The organism is Micromonospora sp. NPDC049801, from assembly GCF_040656575.1.
In the GTDB taxonomy this organism is placed as follows: Bacteria; Actinomycetota; Actinomycetes; order Mycobacteriales; family Micromonosporaceae; genus Micromonospora.
The window spans coordinates 1-19,153 of the sequence record NZ_JBFAMS010000028.1; the positions used below are offsets into that span (position 1 = coordinate 1).

Below are 19,153 nucleotides of genomic sequence, written 5' to 3' on the forward strand. Positions count from 1 at the left end.
TTCGCGTCAGAATCCGGCCGGATCCTGACGCGAACCTCTTGATCAACGCGGTTGGTGGTGGGGGGTGGGGTGGGGGTTGGGGGGGTGGGGTTAGCGGCCTAGGACTGAGCCGCCGTTGACGCCGAGGACCTGGCCGGTTACGTAGCCGGCGGCGGGGCTGGCGAGGTAGCGGACCGCCTCGGCGATGTCGTCCGGCAGTCCGGGACGCTTGACGAGCGTCTCCGCGACCCGCTTCGCGTGCCCCTCGGGGGTCATTCGGTCGCCGAAGAACTCGGTCTCGGCCACGTAGCCCGGGCTCACCACGTTGACCGTGATCTGCTCCGGACCGAGCTGCGCCGCCAGGTCGTACGCCCAACCGTGCAGGGCCGCCTTGCCCGCTGAGTAGGGGCCACCGCCACCCCGCTGGGCGGAGATCGAGCTGACCAGGATCACCCGCCCACCGGGTCGACGCAGCGCCGGCCGCAACGCCTCGGTCAACAGCACCGCGGTGAGCACGTTGGCGTCCAGGTTGGCCCGCCAGTGTGCGGCGGTCCCGGCCAGCGTGTCGGTCTCCCCGCCCAGGTAGCCGCCCGCGTTGTTGACCACCGCGTCGACCGCCCGACCGTCGACCGCAGCCAGGACCCGGTCGAGCTGCTCCGGGTCGGTCAGGTCCGCGGTCACCGGGGTGACCGCGTCCGGCCGTCCACAGTCGACGCCGATGCGCTCGGCGGCCGCCGCCAACACGTCCGCCCGCCGCCCGACGACAAGAACGTCGTACCCGTCCCGAGCGAGCGACCCCGCGATGGCCGCCCCGATCCCGGTCCCACCCCCGCTAACCACCGCAAGCCGCGATCCCATCTCGACCTACCTCCCCATCCCCGAACCCATCGGAGAACCCCGTCGCCGAACCCCGTCGATCATGAAGTTATCGCCATCCGGCACGGCGTGTCGTGACAATAACTTCATGATCACCGGGGACGGCGAGACCCGGGGGCGGTGAGACCCCGCGACGGTGAGACCCGGGGGACGGTGAGACCGGGGAGGGCTTAGCGGGGGCGGCGGAGGGATTTGGTCAGGGCGGTCAGGCGGGGGGCCAGGCTGGTCAGGCCGCCGGGGAAGAAGTACACCGCCAGGATGAAGACCGTGCCGAGGACGAACAGGGGCTGGCTCAACGGGTGACTGAGGACGGCCGGCAGGTTGTCGACCGCGTCGCTCGTGCCGAACGCGGTGAGCCGGTGGTCCAGGTACATGTAGAGGACGCCGCCGAGCACCGGTCCCCACCGGGTGCCCGGTCCGCCGAGCACCACCATGACCAGCAGCGAGAGGGTCAGCTCGGAGGACGTGATGTGCGGCGACGCGCCGCCGACGATCAGGACGTAGACCACCCCGCCGGCCGACGCCAGCCCACCGGCCAGGGTGAACGCCACCAGCTTGTAGCGGTACGGGTCCAGCCCGAGCACGCCGATCCGTCGCTCGTCGTCGCGCAGCCCGGCGAGCACCCGACCGGTCGGTGACCCACTGACCCGGTGCACCACGAAGACCACGAGGGTCAGGTACGCGAGCGCCAACCAGTACAGGTTGACCGTGTTGGTCACCCCGACCAGTCCGGCCGGCAGCCCGGACACGTCCAGCGGTAGACCCTCCTCGCCACCGGTGAGCCCGCCGAAGTCCCGGGCCACCAGGATCGCCCCGACCTGGGCGAACGCCAACGTGACCATGGCGAACGCGATGCCCACGGTCCGCAGGGCCACCGCGCCGAGCAGCGCCGCGAGGATTGTGCCACCGCTGATGGTCAGCAGCGCCGCCTGCCACAGCGGAAGTCCGGCCCGGGTGACGAGGATGTCGGTGCCGTACACGCCGGCCGCGAAGTAGAGCGCGTGCCCGAACGAGAGCATCCCGGTCCGGCCGAAGAGCAGGTCGTAGCCGGCCGCCAGCCCGCCGAAGATCAGGCAGATGGCGAGGATCTGCAGGGTGCCCGGCGAGTTGACCGGTCCCTCGAAGATCCCCGGCAGCGAGATCGTCGAGTACGGCAGGATCGCCATCACCGCCAGCGCGACCAGCGGCAGGAACGGGCGGACCCGGTGCGCGCGGCCCGGTCGCGGCGAGGTGGGCGCCGGTGCCGGTGTTGCCTCGAGGAGCGTCATGCCGTTGCCACCTTTCCGGCGATGCCCTGCGGGCGCAGCAGCAGCACCACGGCCAGCAGCCCGACCACGCAGATGTCGCCCAGCCCGGACGTGCCGTAGTAGTTGACGAACTGCTGTACCAGCCCGACCACGACCGCCGCGTACGCGGAGCCGACCACCGAGCCCATCCCGCCGATCACCACCACGATGAACGCGAAGATCAGCAACGAGCCGCCCTGCCCGGGTGAGACGGTGCCGAAGTAGACCCCACCCAGTGCTCCGGCGAGCGCGGCAGCCGCCCCACCGATCGCGAAGACCAGCGTGAACGCCTTGCGGACGTCGATGCCGAGCGCGGTCACCATCTCCCGGTTCTCCACCCCGGCCCGGATCACCAGGCCGTACCGGGTCCAGCGCAGGAAGGCCAGGATCGCGCCGAGCACCAGCACCGCCGCGATGATCAGCAGCAGGCCGCCGTTCGGCACCTGCGCGCCGAGGATCCCGGTCACCTGTCGGGTCCAGTCGGGGCGCGGGAACGGCCGGGCGTCGGCACCCCAGGTGGCCTGGAGCAGCGCCACCCCGGCCAGCGACAGTCCGACGGTGACCAGCACCTGCTCGATGGTGCGGGAGTAGAGCGGCCGGATCAGCACCAGCTCGACCAGGACCGCGACGAGCGTGCCGGCGGCCACCCCGAAGGCGACCGCGAGCACGAAGCCGAACCCGTCCGGGCCCGCGCCCGGCAGGTTGCCCGCCGCCCACCAGGTGCCGTACGCGCCGACGCCGAGGAACAGCCCGTGCGCGAAGTTGAGCACGTCAGCGAGGCCGAAGACCAGCGACAGGCCCGACGCGACCAGGAAGTACAGCGCCGCCAGGCCCAGCCCGGTCAGCGCCAGGAGGATTACCGTGCTCATGCCTTGACCTCCGCACCCACACCCAGCAGCGACTTGGTCAGCGCGGTCTCCAGCAGCAGGTCCTGGGCGTCGCCCGTCCAGGCGACCCGGCCGGCGGAGAGCACCACGGCGTCGCGGGCCAGTCGGCGTACGACGGCCAGGTTCTGCTCGACCAGCAGCACCGGCACCGACTCCGCGACCCGCTCCAACACCTCGGCCACCTCGGTCACCACCTTCGGCGCCAACCCCTTGGTCGGCTCGTCGACCAGCAGCAGCCGGTTGTCGTTGAGCAGCACCCGCCCGATCGCGAGCATCTGCTGCTGCCCGCCGGAGAGCGAGCCCGCCCGTTGGCGTCCGCGCCGGTCCAGCTCCGGGAAGAGAGCGAAGACCTTGTCGTACGCCGGGGTGGTGCCGCGCCGTTCGGCGAGCCGCAGGTTCTCGGCGACGGTGAGGCCGGCGAACACGCACCGGTCCTCCGGTACGTAGCCGAGCCCACCGCGGACCAGCCGGTGGGTGGGCCGGGCCAGCAGGCTCTGCGCGCCCATCCGGATGGTGCCGCGCACCTCCCCGGCGGGTGGGGTGAGGCCGACGATCGCGCGCAGCGTGGTGGTCTTGCCGACGCCGTTGCGGCCAAGCAGGACGGTCACGCCGGTCGGGGCGACCGTGAAGGACACGCCCTGAAGGATGTGCAGCCCGGAGATCCGGACCGACAGGTCCTCCACAGTGAGGATCGGTTCCACTAGAGCGACTCCCCCAGGTAGGCCTCTTGCACGGTGGGGTTGGCCATCACCGTCTCCGGGGTGTCGCAGGCCAGCAGAGCGCCGTGGTGCATGACGGCGATCCGGTCGGCCAGCTCCAGGATGACGTCCATGTGGTGCTCGACCATCAGCACCGACCGGCCGCTGTCGCCGGTCAACGACTTGATGACCGTCACCAGCTCGGGCACGTCCTCGGCGCTGACCCCGGCCATCGGCTCGTCGAGCAGCATCACCCGTGGTTCACCGGCGAGCAGCAGGGCGATCTCCAACTTGCGCTTCTCGCCGTGGGCCAGGGTGCCGGCGAGCGCCGTACCCCGGTGGGCGAGGCCGACCCGGTCGAGCGCCGCGTCGGCGGCGGCGGCGACCTCCCGGTCGGCCGCCGCCCGCCGCCACAGCGCCATCGAGCCCCCGCGGTGCGCCTGCACGGCGAGCCGGACGTTCTCCCGCACGCTGAGCGAGCCGAAGACCGAGGACGCCTGGAAGGTACGGCCCAGACCGAGGCGGGCCCGCCGGTGCGGCGGGAGCCCTCCGATGTCCTGCCCGTCCAGGGTGATCCGGCCCTCCGTGGCCCGGCGCAGGCCGGTGATCAGGTTGAACAGTGAGGTCTTGCCGGCGCCGTTCGGCCCGATCACGCCCAGGAACTCTCCCGGCGCCAGGTCGAGGTAGACGCTGTCGACGATGGCGACCTCACCGATCCGCCAGGTCAGACCGCGGGTGGCGAGCATTTCTCAGCCCTTCATGGCCACGGCCGGTGGCGCGGTCTCGTCGCCGGTGAGGCTCTTCTGCGCGGTGGCCGTGAAGTCGGTGCCGCTGCCGGTGAGCTTGGCCTGGAACATCGGCTGGAGCAGCGCGTGGTCGGCGGCGCGGATGGTCATCTTGCCCTTGACCCCGTCGAAGCTCCAGTCCTCGAGAGCCTTGACCATCTTTTCGACGTCGTCGCCACCCTCCTGCACGGCCCGCACCACCATCTGGGCGGCGGCGAAGCCGTCCGGGTGGAACAGGTCGATGGTGTTCACCTTGGCCTTGAGCGCCTTGCTGGCCTCGGTGTCGGACGCGCCGTCGAAGTAGTGCGACAGGAAGGAGATCTTCGCGCCGGCCGCCCCGAAGGTGGGCCAGGAGGCGCGGATGTCCAGGCCGGTGACGACCGTGGTGGACGACAGCACGCCCTGCTGGTCGAGGGTCTGCCACATGGCCGGGGCGGTCGTGCCGGCCCAGGCGACGAAGAGCAGGTCCGGCTTGGCGGCCTTGATCTGGCTGGCGAACGGCGTGAACTCGGTGGCGCTGGCCGGTGCCCGCACACTGCTCACGGTGGCGCCCGCGCCGCCGATGACGGTCTTGACGGCCGCCTCGTTGGCGTCGCCGAACGCGCCGTCCTGGGCGAAGACCACGACCTTCTTGCCGGTCGGGTCGCCGATGAAGGACTTGGCCGTCACCACGTCCTGGTAGGACTGCCGACCGGACCGGAACGTGTACTTGTTCGCCCCGGTCACCGCGTCGGTCGCGGCCGGGCCGGAGATGAAGAGAACCTTGTTCTGCGCCGCGATCGGCGCGACCTGCAACGCCACCCCGGACGCGGTCGAGCCGGCAATGATCTTCGTGCCCTTGCCGATCAGGTCCTTCGCGGCGGAGACCGCCTTGGCCGGGTCACCGGCGTCGTCGACCTCGGTCAACTCGATCTTCCGGTCACCGACCTTGCCGGTGCCCTTGGTGGCGAAGTCGAGCCCCGCCTTGAAACCCTCGATGTACTGCTTGCCGTAGCTGGCCAGGGCTCCCGATTGGGAGTACACCAGGCCGACCTTGACCGGGGCGGCACTGTCGCCGCCGCCGGTGGCGGTGTCCTGCGGGCTACCGCAGGCCGTGGCGGCCAGCGCCGCGGCCATCATCGTGGCGGCGGAGAGGAACGCCCGCCGCGTGTGCCGGACCGTCATCGCGACTCCAGGTGAGGACAGGATGCTTGGTTGTCGGCTCACGCTAGAAGTGACGTCACCCACGGGCTATGTGGCGGAAACACACAAGTAACGCCAGGGGGGTGGCCCGGGGTTACAACCGGCCGCACTACCACCCCCGACCCGGATCCCCCGATGGCCCGCAGCGCCACGGACGGATCGACAGGTGTGTCGCCCCGAGCCATCCGCCGTCAACCGCACGGCCCGGCGTGGTCCGCCGGGCGCGGGCACCGCCGCCGGCCGCCGAGCAGGTGGTCACAGAACACCCGATGTCGTACGCACTGAGCATCCTCCTCCGACACCGTCGTCTCCGCCCGGTCCACGTCGGCGAGGAAACCCAGCGCGGCGTGATCGCCCGCGCGAACCGCAACGCCGCCGGTAGGTCAGCGGCGATCGCCGCGAAGATCAAGAGCGGCGACTTGAAGCCGGGCGAGAAGCTGCCCTCCACTCGGGAACTCGCCGAGAGCTACGCCGTGCACATGAACACGGCGTCGCGGGCGCTCTCCCTGCTGCACGACCGCGAGCTGATCACCGGCCAGCCTGGGCGCGGCACCTACGTCGCCGAGCACCCCGACCGCTGACGCTCCACCCTCCGCCCCGCCCACCCTCCGCACTCCCCCGGCGTCGCCCCGCCCACCCTCCGCACTCCTCCCGCGTCGCCCCTCCCGCCCCGGCCGCCGTCGCCGAGGCCGAAGCTGCGGCTGGCGAGGTCGAGCGGCGAAGATCCGCGCAACTTCCCTGTTGTTGCTGCTTCAGGGCCGGCGGAAGCAGCAACAACAGGGAAGTTGCTGCCCCCATGCCGCCTCACCCCATCAAGATCGTGCTCGATCGTTGAAGTAGTGGCCTCGGGGGCGAGGCGATGCCACTACTTCCTGGATCGAGCACGATCTTGCGCCCGCGCCCGGGACGCCGCTGGCCCGGCGTCCGAGGTGACGGACGACGGGCCAGCGTGTGGGCCGGGCGTGATCGGCCCGGTGGTCGACTCGGAGCGGGTCAGCTCCGGGCCGAGGACCAGCGGCGGGTCAGCGGGCGGGCCGAGGACCAGCGGTGGGCCAGCTCCGGGCCGAGGACCAGCGGCGGGTCAGCGGGTGGGCCGAGGACCAGCGGCGGGTCAGCGGGCGGGCCGAGGACCAGCGGTGGGCCAGCTCCGGGCCGAGGACCAGCGGTGGATCAGCGGGCGGGCCGAGGACCAGCGGTGGATCAGCGGCCCGGGGCGGTGTCGGCGGGGTCAGCGGCCGGCGCGGGCGGCGACCGCCGTGTCCGGGTGGTCGCTGAAGACGCCGTCCAACCCGAGGCCGAAGAACAGTTCGTACTCGGCCGTGATGTCGCCGCGCGCGTTCGGGTCGGTGCCGATGCGGAAGTCGACGGGGAGGAACTGGTTCTCCGCGCGGAACGTCCACGAGTGCACGAGCAGCCGCTCGCGGTGCGCGTCACGGACCACGTTCGTCGGGGCGAGCAGGTTGCCGGCGGCGTCGCGGGGCACGATCAGGTTCTTGTTCGCGCCGATGCCGTCGGCGTACCCGGCGATCCACTTCAGGCCGGCGGCCGTGGCGAGGTCCTGGTAGGTGCGGGTGTCACCGGCGGCGGTGAAGTCGTACGGGCGGCCGGTCGCGTCGAGGAGCTGGATCAGCTTCACCTCGGTCAGCCGGCTCAGGCGGCGCAGGTTGGCCGTCTCGAACGACTGGATGAAGACCGGCGAGTTCTTCCGGTCCAGCTTGTTCTGCCGCAGCACCGCCAGCAGCGGCTCCTCCAGCGGCTTGCCGATGGACGTGAAGTAGCTCGGGTGCTTGGTCTCCGGGTAGATGCCGATGGTGCGGCCCCGTGCCCGCCCCTCGGTCCGGGCGAGGTCGATGACCTCCTGGAGGGTGGGCACCTCGAATCGGCCGTCGAAGGCGGTGTTCGCCACGCGTACCTGCGGCAGCCGCTCCTTGGCTCGCAGCGTCTTCAGCTCGGCGAGGGTGAAGTCCTCGGTGAACCAGCCGGTCACGGCGACGCCGTCGATGGTCTTCGTCGCCTTGCGGGCCGCGAACTCCGGGTGGGCCGCGACGTCGGTGGTGCCGGAGATTTCGTTCTCGTGCCGGGCGACCAGCACGCCGTCGGAGGTGGACACCAGGTCCGGCTCGATGTAGTCGGCCCCCATCCGGATCGCCAGCCGGTACGCCTCAAGGGTGTGCTCCGGCCGGTAACCGCTGGCCCCACGGTGACCGATGACGATCGGCCGGTCGGTGGGCCGGGCGCGGTCCGCGTCGGACGAGGGGCCGGCGGCGGCCATGGTGGGCACGGCCACGGCGGCGGCGAGCAGCGCGCCGGCCACACCGAGGGTCGAGAGGGTACGTCGCAACGCCGTCTCCTGTCATCGAGGGTGTCGCAGACAGCAGACCCGGTGCGATTGGCCGGGAGTTGGTCGATGTCTGGCCGGCAGGTGAACCTCCGGAATGGGCGTTCCGACTCCGGCGGTCGTACGGAAAAGGAAGATTGTCTGGTGCGTCGGTTACTCCGCAACCCCGTGCGGCTCGTGCCGTTGGGGTTCCTGGTGCCGATCCTGCTCGGCACCGGGCTGCTGATGACGCGCTGGTCGACCGTCCAGCACCAGCGACCGCCCCTGGTCACCGCGCTGTTCACCGCCACCTCGGCGGTGTCCGTCACCGGCATGGTGGTCACCGACACCCCGAACTACTGGTCCGGCGGCGGCCTGTTGGTGATCACCCTGCTCACGCAGCTCGGCGGTCTCGGCATCCTCACCGTCGCGGCGCTTGTCATCCTGGTGGTCTCCCGTCAGCTCGGCCTGCGCAACCGGCTGCTGGTGCAGGCCGAGACGGCGGAGTTCGGCGTTGGAGACGTGACCCGGCTGCTGAGCCGGATCGCGGCGACCGTCTTCGCCTGCGAGGCGGTGATGACGGCGCTGGTCGCCGGCCGCCTCTGGTGGGCGTACGACTACCCGCCCGGCCGGGCCCTCTGGTCGGGGGTGTTCCACTCCGTCCAGGCGTTCAACAACGGTGGGTTCGCGCTCTACTCGGACGGCCTGCTGGCCTTCGACCGTGATCCGTGGGTGTCGCTGCCGTTGGCGTTCGGCGCCATCGTCGGCGGTCTCGGGTTCCCCGCCCTGTTCGAGGCGGTGCGCGAGTGGCGCAGGCCGGCGGGCTGGGCGGTCGCGACCAAGCTGACGATCTGGGGCAGCGTGGCGCTGCTGCTGCTCGGCTTCGTCGGTCTGCTCGCCGCCGAGTGGACCAACGCCAGCACCATCGGCCCGTACGACGCCGCCGGGAAGACGCTCGCGTCGTTCACGCAGATCGCGTTGAGCCGGACGGGCGGGTTCAGTGTCCTGCACATCGCCGACCTGCAGGAGGAGAGCTACCCGCTGCTCATCGTCCTGATGTTCATCGGTGGCGGGAGCGCCAGCACGGCCGGCGGCATCAAGGTGTCCACGTTCTTCCTGCTGGCGTTCACCATCTGGGCGGAGCTGCGCGGGGAGCCCGATGTGACGGTCGGGCACCGCCGGGTGGCCACCGCCAGCCAACGGCAGGCCGTCACCGTCGCTCTGCTGAGCGTCGCGCTGGTCACCGCCGGGACGATGCTCCTGCTGCTGCTCACCGAGGGCGTGCGGTTCGTCGCGGTGCTGTTCGAGGTCACGTCCGCGTTCAGCACCACCGGGCTGACCATCGGCCTGGCCGGCGAACTGCCGAGCAGTGGTCAGGTGGTGCTGACGGTGTTGATGTTCATCGGTCGGGTCGGGCCGCTCACCCTCGGGTCGGCGATCGCCTTGAACACCCGACGCCGGCTCTACCGCTATCCCCAGGAACAGCCGATTGTCGGCTAGCGACGAGGAGGTCGAGGTGTCGACGAGACGAGCGGACGGCGGTGGCGTCGTCGTGATCGGGCTGGGCCGGTTCGGCTGTCACCTGGCCGGGTCCCTCGCCCGGATGGAACGCGAGGTGTTGGCCGTCGACCGCAATCCGGACCAGGTGCAGCGCTTCTCGGCCCAGCTCGACCGGGTGGTGCAGGCGGACGCGACGGAGGAGGGGGCGTTGCGGCAGCTCGGCGTCGCGAGTTTCGGTCGGGCCGTGGTGGCCATCGGGGCGTCGGTGGAGGCGAGCGTGCTCACCGTGCTGGCGCTTGTCGAGCTGGGTCTGCCGCAGATCTGGGCCCGCGCCACGTCGCAGAAGCACGCCAAGATCCTGTCGTCCGTCGGCGCGCACCATGTGATCTTCCCGGAGGCGGAGACCGGTGACCGGGTGGCGCACCTGATCGTCAGTCGGCTGCTCGATTTCATCGAGTTCGACGACGACTTCGCGATCGCCACCGTCCGGGTTCCGCCGTCCCTGGTCGGTCGGACACTGCACGACCTGCGTCCGCACGAGCGCGACGGGGTCCGGGTGATCGGCGCGAAGGTGCCGGGCGAGCGTTTCCGGTACGCCTCGGACGACACGGCGCTCGTGGACGGCGGAGTACTTGTCGTGGAGGGCGGGATAGACCAGGTGCAGCGGTTCGCGGGGCGGCGCTGACACCTCACTTCGGGTGGCGCGCGTGCCCCTCAGGCGCTGTCACCCTTTTCCCGGACCACCCGGCCCCTTGCCCTTGTTCGCCTTCGGCGCCTTCGGCTGCTCGGGTGCCTTCGGTGGCGCGGGTGCCTTCGGAGCGACCTTGGTGGTGGTCTTCGTCGTCTTCTTCGGTGCGGCCTTGGTCGGGGCGACCTTGACGGCCGGGGCGGTGGACGGGACCGACCCGGCCACCCCGGAGACGCGTACCCCGCAGGTCGCGTCGCCGAGCCGGAACTCCACCGGCAGCGGGTTCGCCCCGGTGTACGTACCGGCCAGGGTCAGCTTCTCGGCCGCGCCGGGCGCCAGCGTCTTGCCCTGCGCCGCGGGGCGAATCTGCACCGCGCCGCCCTGCTGCTGCGCCGGGGCGGGCTCGGCCTTGGTCACCTTCTGCTGGCCGGGGAACGTGAAGCTCATCGTCCAGTCGCTCAGCGCCCGGTCGCCGGTGTTGGTCAGGGTCAGTTCCGCGGTGAAGTCCTTGCCGGAGTCGGTGCGCAGCGCGTACGCCACCTCGCAGGGCGCCTTCTCCGGCAGACCCATCCGCGCCTCGGTGGTGGGCCGGTCCTGGCCGCTGGCCGGGCTGCGGGAGGTGAGCCCCCACATCGCCCCGGTGACCGCGATCAACCCGACGGCTGCTACCCCGGCCTCCACCCGCCGACGCCGGTTCGCCTGCCGGATGCGGCCTCGCCGGGTCCGCGACAGCGGAAGAGCGTCCGTCTCCGCCGACCAGGGCAGGATCGTGGTGCCCGCGTTGGCCAGCGCGGCGGGGTCCAGCGGACCGCCCGCCGGTGAGACCGGTACCGCCGCCAGCATTCCGGCCGCCTCGGCGAGGGTCCGGGCCAGCTCGGCGGTGGCCGGCCGGTCGGCGGGACGCTTGGCGAGGCAGCGCCGGACCAGGTCGGTCACCTCGTCGGGCAGCCCGGGCACCGGCGGCATCGGCTCCGGGTCGTTGTACATGTGTGCCCGCAGCATCTGGGTGGTCGTGGTCGCCTCCCACGGCAACCGACCGGTGAGCATCCGGTAGAGCAGCAGCCCCACGGCGTACACGTCGGTGGCCGGGGACACCTGGCCGTTGTCCAGCCGCTCCGGCGCGAGGTACGCGGGCGTGCCCAGCAACGCGCCGTCCGGCCCCTTCTCGCTCTCGCCCACCAGCGCGGAGATCCCGAAGTCGACCACCTTCACCCCGGTCGGGGTGAGCATGACGTTGCCCGGGGTGACGTCGCGGTGCACGACCCCACGGCTGTGCGCGGTGGCCAGCGCGGAGCTGACCTCCGCGCCGATCGTCACCGCCTCACGCCACGGCAGCCGCAGTTCGCGGCCGAGCCGGGTCGCCAGCGAACCGCCGTCGACCAGTTCCATCACGACGTACGGCACGGTCAGGCCGACCTGGTGGGACTCGCCGTAGTCGTACACGTTGGTGATGTTGGGATGGCAGAGCCGCGCGGCGGCCTGCGCCTCGACGCGGATGCGGTGCCGGAAGGCCCGGTCGGTGGCCAGCCGTGACGCCAACACCTTCACCGCGACCTGGCGACCCAGCACCTCGTCGTAACCGCGCCAGACCACCGACATGCCACCCGCGCCGAGCTGCTCGACGAGCCGATACCGCTCGTCGAGGAGTTGCGCGCCGTTACGGTCCCCACCGCCCATGGTGGCCGTTGTTGCCCACCACGGACCGCTCTACACCTGAAGGATCGGAATCGGTCAGGAATATCACCCGATCAGGCGGTCGCCAGCAGTTGGTCCACCGGCGCGTAGTCGTCGGTCAGCACCATCGCCGTGCCGACGAAATCCGTGAGGTCCGCGCCGGAGAGCAGGCTGACGCTCGCGTCGACCACGTCGAGGCGGGCGCGGACGGCGGCCAGCGGCAGCGGCGCGTCGGAGGCGACGATGAGGAAGTTGCTGCCCCGCTGTTCGGCGAGCGCCTCCGGCGGGGCGATCAGCGCGATGTTCGTGAACTCGGCGGCGACCGTCGCCAGCTCGGCGCGGATGAACCGCAGCGGCGGGTAGTCGATGACGTTCTGCACGTACACCCCGCCGGGGCGGGTCACCCGCCGGATCTCGGCGGCCATCTCCCGGGTCGCCAGGTGCCAGGGCACCACCAGGTGGCCGAACGCGTCGCCGACGACGAGGTCGCGGCTGTCCGCCGGCTCGTCGGCGACCAGCATCCGGGCGTCGCCCACGACCGTCCGCAGCCCTGGGCCCGGGCGTACGCCGAGTTCCCGTTCGCCCAGCTCGACCAGGCCACCGTCGATCTCGAACACCACGTTGTCGGTGCCCGGCCGGGTGGCGGTCAGGTACGTCGGCACGGTGAAGCCGCCGCCGCCCAGGTGCAGGGCGTCCAACCGCTGCCCGGCCGGCGCGGCCACGTCGGCGACCGCGCCGATCCACTTCGTGTACGCGTACTCCAGGTGCCTCGGGTCGGCCAGATCGACGTACGAGTGCTGGGCGGAGTTGAGCAGCAGCATCCGGCCGCTGGGCCGGTTCGGGTCGGTGGTGACACGGGCGCAGTGGTACGCCGTCTCGATGTCGCACGGGTTCGGCGCGATGGTGCTCAGTCCCGCCCCGAGCAGGCCGAGGACGGCCAGCGCTGCGCGGGCCCGGGCCCGACCCGGCAGGTCGGTACGCGTCTGACGGCGCAGGTACCAGCCGAGACCGATACCGACCAGGCCGAGGGAGATCGCCAGCGCCAGCAGGATGACCGTGCTGGGCAGCGCGGCGACCAGCACGAAGCCGGTGAGCAGGGTGGCGGTGATGCCGCCCAGGGTGCCGATGCCGGACAGCCGGCCGACCACCTGGCCGGTCCGGCGCAGGTCGGCGAGCTGGAGCTTCACCACCAGCGGGGTGACCGCCGCCAGCAGCGCCGCCGGCACGAACACGGCGAGTGCCACGAGCAGCAGGATGGCGCTGGCCGCCCCGCCACGGAGCACCTCGCCGGCGTAGCGCACCACGGGCAGGGTGATCGCGGTGGCGATCCCGGCCAGCACCAGGGCGGGTGCCAGCAGGCCGCGCGGGTCGCGCCGGTCGGCCAACCAGCCGCCGGACCACGCGCCGTAGGCGATCGCGGCGAGCGCGATGCCGATGACCGAACTGGTCACCTGGAGGGTCACTCCGACGTACGGGCCGACCAGGCGCAGCGCGACCGTCTCCAGCACCAGCACAGCACCGCTGGCGAAGAAGACCAGGAAGGCGGCCAGGCCGTTGGGCAGCGCCCCGCCGGTGACCGGCACGGGCGGAGCTTCGGGAGCCGCTACGTCGGACGATGGGAAACTCATCGTCGCGATGGTACGCAGCGAAGCTGCCGCTCCGGGTCAGTACATCGAGAGATGAACATGGTTCGTGTGCGATGCGGCGGGACTGCCGCTGCCACTGTAGGCACGCCACCCGGTGCCGGGATGCCAGATCTGCCGGTACCAGATCACGTAGAGCACACCCAGACGCTCGGCGTTGCGGACGTGCCAGGCGGCCAGGCTGTCCCCGTACGCCTTGTCGCCGCCGGTCGCGTTCTTGTCCTCGAAGCCGTTCGTGGCGGCCGAGAAGTCGCAGGCCCGACCCTTCGGATGCTCGCCACCGCCACCGCTGCGCTTGCAGGAGACGTGCCGCTTGTAGCCGGCCGCCTGGGTCTCCTTGAGCGCGTGCAGGGTGCGCGGGGTGATGCATCCCGAGGTCGTCGGGTCCTTCACCGAGCAGGACTCCGACGGCCACGAGCCGTCGGAGTTCCGTGGCGCCGGCTTTGCCGAGGACGAGCTGCCGCCGCTGAACCCGCTGCTGCCGCCCGAGCTGACCTCGGCCAGCGCCGCCTCGGCCTCCTTCTTCTTCTTGGCCATGACGGCGAGTTGCTTCTGCTGCTCACGGACCTCGGTGTCGATGGCGATCTTGGCCTGTTGGGCCTGCTGCCGGGCCTCGGTGAGATCACGCAACCGCTTGCTGTCCCGCTGGGCCATCAGGTCCAGGTCGGCCGCCCGTTGCAGGAACGCCTGCGGAGTCGCCGTGTTGAGCAGCATCGCCGTCGGGGTGAGCCGACCCGCCCGGTACGACTGCGCGGCCACCTCGCCGACCTGGGCGGTCAACCCGACCAGGCGAACCTCGACGGCCTTCAGCTCGCCGTTCAACGCCGTCTGCCGCCGCTTGGAGTTGTCCAGCTTGGCCTTGGCCTCGATGTGGCCCTTGGCGGTCAGTTCCAGCGCGTCCCGCAACTTCTTGGTGCCGCCCTCGTCCGGCTCCGCCGATGCGGGCACACCTGGAGCGAGCACCAGTGCCAGGGCGGCGAGCAGAGGGAGCAGTACGCGGCGAACGCGCGGCTGACTGAGCCTGGTGGTGGGCACGAAAGCGTCCTTCCGTCGACCGCCGGCCCCCGGTGAACTCTGCGCGGCGGCGTCCCCGCCGGCGCCGGGCGGCGGCCTGCTGGCGGAGACCGCCGGTCACGATACCGGAACGCGCGCCGGTGACCAGTCCCGCGACCGCCCACCGGCCCCGGTGTCGACGCAGCGTGCCGGCGTCGTAGCGCGCCGCACGCGAGGGCTCCGGTTCAGGAGCTGAGCAACGCCTCGTGGACCTGGGCCCAGACCTGTTCGTTGGCCGCGACGAGCAACCCGCGACCCTCGTCGGCCGGGTGGTAGTCCACGCCGTCGAACCGGCGCGCCACGCCACCGGCCGCGCGCACCAGCAGGCTGCCCGGGGCATGGTCCCAGGGCAGGGTGCGCCAGAAGAGGGCGAACTGCTGCTCGCCGGTGAGGATGTCCAGGTACTCCCGGCCGGCGCAGTGCTGGCCGGGCAGCAGCTCGCCGAGCCGTCGACCACCGGCACGGACCCGGTCGCGGGCCTCCGGCGGCAGGAAATGCGTCATCGCCACGCCGCGAATGTCGCCCAGGGACGGCACGACGTCGGCGGTGCCGACCGGCTGGCCGTTGAGCAGGGTGCCCTCGTCGGCAAGGCCGGCGGCAAGCGTCCCCGCCATCGGGTCGAGGATCCAGCCCGCCTTCGGCCGCCCGTCGGTCAGCAGGGCGACCATCAGGGCGAACGGTCGGCGGCCGGCGGCGAAGTTGGCCGTGCCGTCGACCGGGTCGACCAGCCACACGTCCCCGGTGTCGCGCAGGTGGCCCAGCAGCTCCGGGTCGTCGGCGACGCCCTCCTCACCCACCACCACCGAGCCCGGCCGAAGCCGACGCAGCCCGGCGGAGATCAGCTCCTCGGCGCGACGGTCGGCGACGGTGACCACCTCGCCGGGCGCCTTCTCCGACACGTCGTCGTCGTCGAGCTTGCGGAACAGCGGCAGCACGACCTGGTCGGCGGCCTCCGAGAGGAGGTCGCCGACGTCGTCGAGCAGGGTGTCAGCCACGCGGCGGCAACTTGACCACGCTGACGAAGAACTCGTCGATCTGCCGGACCACCGAGATGAAGCGCTCGAAGTCGACCGGCTTGGTCACGTAGGCGTTGGCGTGCAGCTGGTAGCTGCGCAGGATGTCCTCGTCGGCCTGGGAGGTGGTGAGGACGACCACCGGGATCCGGCGCAGTTCCTCGTCCTTTTTGATCTCTTCCAGCACCTCCCGCCCGTCCCGGCGCGGCAGGTTGAGGTCGAGCAGGATCAGGTCGGGCGCCACGGCGTCCGCGTACTGACCCTCGCGCCGCAGGTAGGCCAGCGCCTCGGCACCGTCGGAGACGACGGTCAGCCGGTTGCGCAGCTTGTGCTCCTCGAACGCCTCCTGGGTCATCAACACGTCACCCGGGTCGTCCTCGACCAGCAGGACCTCGATCGGGCTCTTGCCGTCCGCCGGCGCGGTCATCCCACCGTCTCCCTCATGTCACCCGTTCTACCGCCTTCCGGCGGCCCGTCGGCCCGGTCCGGCTGGTCCGCCCCGGCGGAGTGCTCCGACAGCGCGGGAGAAGCCCCGTCCGCGGGCGTCACGTCGCCCGCCGAGCCGTCCTGCGGTTCCTCGACCGGTTCGCCGGCGGCAGCCGCCTCCACGTCCTCCGGACGCGCCGGGAGCGTGAACCGGATGGCGGTGCCCTCCGGCACGTCGGTGTCCACCCACACCCGCCCGCCGTGATATTCCACGATCTTCTTGACGATCGCCAACCCGATGCCGGTGCCCGGGTACGCGTCCTTCGAGTGCAGCCGCTGGAAGATCACGAAGATCTTGTCGGCGAACTCGGGCTCGATGCCGATGCCGTTGTCCTGGCAGCTGATCTCCCACTCGGCGTCGACCAACCGAGCCGAGATGTGCACCTTCGGCGGCAGGTCCGGACGGCGGAACTTGATCGAGTTGCTGACCAGGTTGGCCAGCAGGTTCGTGAGCAGCGGCTCCTCGCCACGGATCACCGGCAACCCGGTCCAGGTCAGCTCCGCGTCCGCGTACTGCCGGGCAGCCTCGGTCTGGCCGGCCACGTCGCCCATCACCTTGTTCAGGTCGACGTCCACGAAGCCGGTGGTGAGCCGGCCGATCCGGGAGAACGCGAGCAGGTCGTTGATCAGTCGCTGCATCCGCTGCGCGCCGTCCACCGCGAAGGCGATGTACTGGTCGGCCCGCTCGTCGAGCTGCCCGGCGTAGCGGCGCTGGAGCAACTGGCAGAAGCTGGCCACCTTGCGCAGCGGCTCCTGCAGGTCGTGGGACGCCACGTACGCGAACTGCTCCAGGTCACGGTTGGACCGGGTCAGCTCCTCGGCCTGCTTCTGGAGCTGGCTGTTGACCCACTCGATGCGTTCGCGGGCCTCCCGCACCTCGGCCAGGTCGGAGGCGATCTTCTGGCGCATCGCGTCCACGTCGTCGCCGAGCTGGATGAACTCCGGTGGGCCGACGGTGGCGACGCGGTGCTGGTAGTCGCCCGCGGCGACCTCGCGAACCTGGTCGGCGAGGCCGGTCAGGGGCCGGACCACCATCCGGTCCAGCGAGAGCAGCAGCACCGCGCCGGCCACGACGACCACCAGGGCCGCAATGATCAGCAGTACGACGAGCACGTTGCTGCTGTTGCGGACGTCCGCGGCGGACTGCTCCCGAGCGTCCAGGATCTCCTTCTGCAGGTCGTCGACGGCCGACCTGACCTGGTCGAACCGCTGCCGGGCCTGCTCGGTGACGAGCGCCTGACCGGCCCGGGTGCCCTCGCGCTCCGTCGTGGTGATCACCGGCTCGGCGACGGTCTCCCGCCACTGCGCCGAACGCTCCTCAACGGTCCGCAGCTCCTGACCGATCTGCGGGTAGTCGTGCAGCAGGGCCCGCATCCCGGCGACGGTGACCTTCTCCTGTTCGAGGCCCGCGTCGTACGGACCCAGGTCGGCCGGGTCACCGCTGACCGCGTACCCGCGCACCGCCGTCTCCTGGTCGAGCACCGCGTTGAGCAGTTCCTGCGACTGCACCCGCAGCGGCCCGGTCTGGTTCAGGATCGCGTCGATCTGGGTGCGGTTGCGGGCGGCCATGGCCGCCTCCGCGACGGCCAGACCGATCAGCAGCACACCCACAACGGTGAGCAGCGTGATGACCCGGCGGCGCAGACTCCAGCCGCCGACCATCGGCGTCACCGGCCACCACCGCGGCTGACCAGCAGCATCGCCACGTCGTCGGCGAGCGGACCACCGTTGATCTGCTCGGCCCGGCCCACCAGCCAGGCGGGCAGCTCGGGCAGCGACACCTCCCGGTTGGCGGGCTCGTCGAGCAGCCCACTCAGGCCCGGCACGTCGAGCCGTTCGTTGCCCGTGCCCACCCGTCCCTCGATCAGGCCGTCCGTGTACATCAGCAGGGACCAGTCATCGGTGTCGAACTCCAGGTCGAAGGCGATCGGCCGGCGGGGTCGTACGCCCAGCAGCAGGCCGCCGGGGGCGGGCACCGGGACGACCCGGCCGCCGGAGAGCAGCAGCGGCGGCGGGTGCCCGGCGAGTCGGACGGTGGCCCGGTTGGCGTCCAGGTCGAGTCGGGTGGTGGCCACCGTCGCGAAGATCTCCTGAAGGCGGCGCTCACTCATCAGCACCTGTTCCAGGGCGGGCAGCACCTCGTCGTCCGGCACCCCGGCGAGCACGAGGGCCCGCCAGGCCACCCGCAGTTCCACACCGAGCGCGGCCTCGTCCACCCCGTGCCCGCAGACGTCCCCGACGATCAGGTCGAGCCGGTCCGGACGGGTCTGCACCACGTCGAAGAAGTCCCCGCCGATCAGCGCGGCGTGCCGGCCCGGCCGGTAGAAGGTGTGTACCGCCACCTGGTCGGTCGTCATCAGCGGCTGCGGCAGCAGGCCGCGTTCGAGGCGGGCCGACTCGGCCTGGCGCAGCTCGACCTCGCGCAGCCGGCGGGCGTTCTCGTCGGCGCGCTTACGCTCGACCGCGTAGCGCAGCGCCCGGGTCAGCAGCACCCCGTCCACCTGGCCCTTGACCAGGTAGTCCTGTGCGCCCTCGGCGACCGCCACGACGCCCAGGTGCTCGTCCGAACGGCCGGTCAGGACGCAGACCGCCGCGCCGCTGGACATCTCCAGCACCTGACGCAGCCCGTCCAGCCCCTGGGCGTCCGGCAGGCCCAGGTCGAGCAGGACGCAGTCCACGTCGCCGATCCGCTGCCGTGCCTCCCGGAGGCTGGTGGCGACCAGCAGGTCGATCATCGAGTTCGTCTCGGCGAGCAGCTCACCGACCAGGAAGGCGTCGCCCTCGTCGTCCTCCACCAGCAGCACCCGCAGCCGCTCGCCGGGCGGCAGGTTGCCGTGCCGCGCCAGCCCGCCGTGCGGGTACGGCACGACAGGGGAGCCGGCCAGGCCGCCTCCCCGGTGGGGCCGGGTCACCGCCGCGAGACGCGGGAGTTCGCTGGTGATGTCGGGCTCCTTCCGAGTGCCCTGCTGATCCTGTATTAGACAACGGTCGCACACAACACGATGGCCGCGGCACGGGGCGGGGATGGGCAGGATCACTGCCGTCGGGGGGAATCGGGGACCGAGCGGACGCGACGATCCGGGTAC

The 19,153-nt window shown here is 71.6% G+C and carries 17 protein-coding genes; 3 read left to right on the top strand and 14 right to left on the bottom strand.

The window, feature by feature from the left end:
* Positions 1–90: 90 nt before the first annotated feature.
* From AB0I89_RS31930 to AB0I89_RS31955, 6 genes are all read right to left on the bottom strand, one after another.
* A complete protein-coding gene (locus AB0I89_RS31930; RefSeq protein WP_357134377.1) occupies positions 91–837 on the bottom strand; it encodes an SDR family oxidoreductase in 747 nt (248 codons plus the stop codon).
* 188 nt (positions 838–1,025) lie between these two features.
* Entirely contained in the window at positions 1,026–2,123 is a 1,098-nt protein-coding gene (locus tag AB0I89_RS31935) for a branched-chain amino acid ABC transporter permease (protein ID WP_357134378.1), read from the bottom strand.
* A complete protein-coding gene (locus AB0I89_RS31940) occupies positions 2,120–3,010 on the bottom strand; it encodes a branched-chain amino acid ABC transporter permease (protein WP_357134380.1) in 891 nt (296 codons plus the stop codon). Before AB0I89_RS31940 ends, AB0I89_RS31935 begins: the two co-directional genes overlap by 4 nt.
* Positions 3,007–3,729, bottom strand: a complete 723-nt coding sequence (locus AB0I89_RS31945; RefSeq protein ID WP_357134381.1) for an ABC transporter ATP-binding protein — start codon at positions 3,727–3,729, stop codon at positions 3,007–3,009. Before AB0I89_RS31945 ends, AB0I89_RS31940 begins: the two co-directional genes overlap by 4 nt.
* Complete coding sequence (locus tag AB0I89_RS31950) at positions 3,729–4,472, bottom strand: ABC transporter ATP-binding protein (RefSeq protein WP_357134383.1); 744 nt, start codon at positions 4,470–4,472, stop codon at positions 3,729–3,731. Before AB0I89_RS31950 ends, AB0I89_RS31945 begins: the two co-directional genes overlap by 1 nt.
* Before the next feature lie 3 nt (positions 4,473–4,475).
* Positions 4,476–5,675 carry a substrate-binding domain-containing protein gene (locus AB0I89_RS31955; protein ID WP_357134384.1) on the bottom strand — a complete coding sequence of 400 codons (1,200 nt, stop codon included), beginning with the start codon at positions 5,673–5,675 and terminating at the stop codon, positions 4,476–4,478.
* A gap of 287 nt (positions 5,676–5,962) precedes the next feature.
* Here AB0I89_RS31955 and AB0I89_RS31960 point away from each other — a divergent pair, with 287 nt between their 5' ends.
* Positions 5,963–6,274, top strand: a complete 312-nt coding sequence (locus tag AB0I89_RS31960) for a winged helix-turn-helix domain-containing protein (RefSeq protein ID WP_357134386.1) — start codon at positions 5,963–5,965, stop codon at positions 6,272–6,274.
* 647 nt (positions 6,275–6,921) lie between these two features.
* Here the strand turns inward: AB0I89_RS31960 and AB0I89_RS31965 are convergent.
* A complete protein-coding gene (locus tag AB0I89_RS31965; RefSeq protein ID WP_357134387.1) occupies positions 6,922–8,034 on the bottom strand; it encodes a glycerophosphodiester phosphodiesterase in 1,113 nt (370 codons plus the stop codon).
* Positions 8,035–8,175: 141 nt separating this feature from the next.
* On the opposite strand from AB0I89_RS31965, the gene AB0I89_RS31970 reads away from it, so the two are divergent.
* Both AB0I89_RS31970 and AB0I89_RS31975 read left to right on the top strand, forming a co-directional pair.
* A complete protein-coding gene (locus AB0I89_RS31970; RefSeq protein WP_357134389.1) occupies positions 8,176–9,510 on the top strand; it encodes a potassium transporter TrkG in 1,335 nt (444 codons plus the stop codon).
* Between the two features lie 52 nt (positions 9,511–9,562).
* Positions 9,563–10,195, top strand: coding sequence for a TrkA family potassium uptake protein (locus tag AB0I89_RS31975; protein ID WP_355053530.1), 633 nt, complete (start codon positions 9,563–9,565; stop codon positions 10,193–10,195).
* Between the two features lie 39 nt (positions 10,196–10,234).
* Here AB0I89_RS31975 and AB0I89_RS31980 read toward each other — a convergent pair whose 3' ends face one another.
* From AB0I89_RS31980 to AB0I89_RS32010, 7 genes are all read right to left on the bottom strand, one after another.
* Positions 10,235–11,875, bottom strand: coding sequence for a serine/threonine-protein kinase (locus AB0I89_RS31980; RefSeq protein ID WP_357134390.1), 1,641 nt, complete (start codon positions 11,873–11,875; stop codon positions 10,235–10,237).
* Between the two features lie 71 nt (positions 11,876–11,946).
* A complete protein-coding gene (locus tag AB0I89_RS31985; RefSeq protein ID WP_357134392.1) occupies positions 11,947–13,500 on the bottom strand; it encodes a fused MFS/spermidine synthase in 1,554 nt (517 codons plus the stop codon).
* Between the two features lie 36 nt (positions 13,501–13,536).
* Positions 13,537–14,499: a hypothetical protein gene (locus tag AB0I89_RS31990; protein ID WP_357134464.1), complete on the bottom strand. Its 963-nt coding sequence runs from the start codon at positions 14,497–14,499 to the stop codon at positions 13,537–13,539.
* A gap of 254 nt (positions 14,500–14,753) precedes the next feature.
* A complete protein-coding gene (locus AB0I89_RS31995) occupies positions 14,754–15,563 on the bottom strand; it encodes an inositol monophosphatase family protein (RefSeq protein ID WP_357134394.1) in 810 nt (269 codons plus the stop codon).
* Positions 15,556–16,008 (bottom strand): response regulator, encoded by a 453-nt coding sequence (locus AB0I89_RS32000; RefSeq protein ID WP_088950306.1) that lies wholly within the window; start codon positions 16,006–16,008, stop codon positions 15,556–15,558. Before AB0I89_RS32000 ends, AB0I89_RS31995 begins: the two co-directional genes overlap by 8 nt.
* The gene (locus AB0I89_RS32005) at positions 16,005–17,729 is read right to left on the bottom strand and encodes an ATP-binding protein (protein WP_357134466.1); all 1,725 of its coding nucleotides are present in this window, start codon (positions 17,727–17,729) and stop codon (positions 16,005–16,007) included. Before AB0I89_RS32005 ends, AB0I89_RS32000 begins: the two co-directional genes overlap by 4 nt.
* A 5-nt stretch (positions 17,730–17,734) precedes the next feature.
* The gene (locus tag AB0I89_RS32010) at positions 17,735–18,934 is read right to left on the bottom strand and encodes a fused response regulator/phosphatase (protein ID WP_357134396.1); all 1,200 of its coding nucleotides are present in this window, start codon (positions 18,932–18,934) and stop codon (positions 17,735–17,737) included.
* Between the last annotated feature and the right edge of the window lie 219 nt (positions 18,935–19,153).

Excerpts from the sequence above, each read along its gene's own strand:
- AB0I89_RS31930 (WP_357134377.1), bottom strand. The coding sequence starts at position 837 with ATGGGATCGCGGCTTGCGGTGGTTAGCGGGGGTGGGACCGGGATCGGG.
- AB0I89_RS31935 (WP_357134378.1), bottom strand. The coding sequence starts at position 2,123 with ATGACGCTCCTCGAGGCAACACCGGCACCGGCGCCCACCTCGCCGCGA.
- AB0I89_RS31940 (WP_357134380.1), bottom strand. The coding sequence starts at position 3,010 with ATGAGCACGGTAATCCTCCTGGCGCTGACCGGGCTGGGCCTGGCGGCG.
- AB0I89_RS31950 (WP_357134383.1), bottom strand. The coding sequence starts at position 4,472 with ATGCTCGCCACCCGCGGTCTGACCTGGCGGATCGGTGAGGTCGCCATC.
- AB0I89_RS31955 (WP_357134384.1), bottom strand. The coding sequence starts at position 5,675 with ATGACGGTCCGGCACACGCGGCGGGCGTTCCTCTCCGCCGCCACGATG.
- AB0I89_RS31960 (WP_357134386.1), top strand. The coding sequence starts at position 5,963 with ATGTCGTACGCACTGAGCATCCTCCTCCGACACCGTCGTCTCCGCCCG.
- AB0I89_RS31980 (WP_357134390.1), bottom strand. The coding sequence starts at position 11,875 with ATGGGCGGTGGGGACCGTAACGGCGCGCAACTCCTCGACGAGCGGTAT.
- AB0I89_RS31985 (WP_357134392.1), bottom strand. The coding sequence starts at position 13,500 with ATGAGTTTCCCATCGTCCGACGTAGCGGCTCCCGAAGCTCCGCCCGTG.
- AB0I89_RS32000 (WP_088950306.1), bottom strand. The coding sequence starts at position 16,008 with ATGACCGCGCCGGCGGACGGCAAGAGCCCGATCGAGGTCCTGCTGGTC.
- AB0I89_RS32005 (WP_357134466.1), bottom strand. The coding sequence starts at position 17,729 with ATGGTCGGCGGCTGGAGTCTGCGCCGCCGGGTCATCACGCTGCTCACC.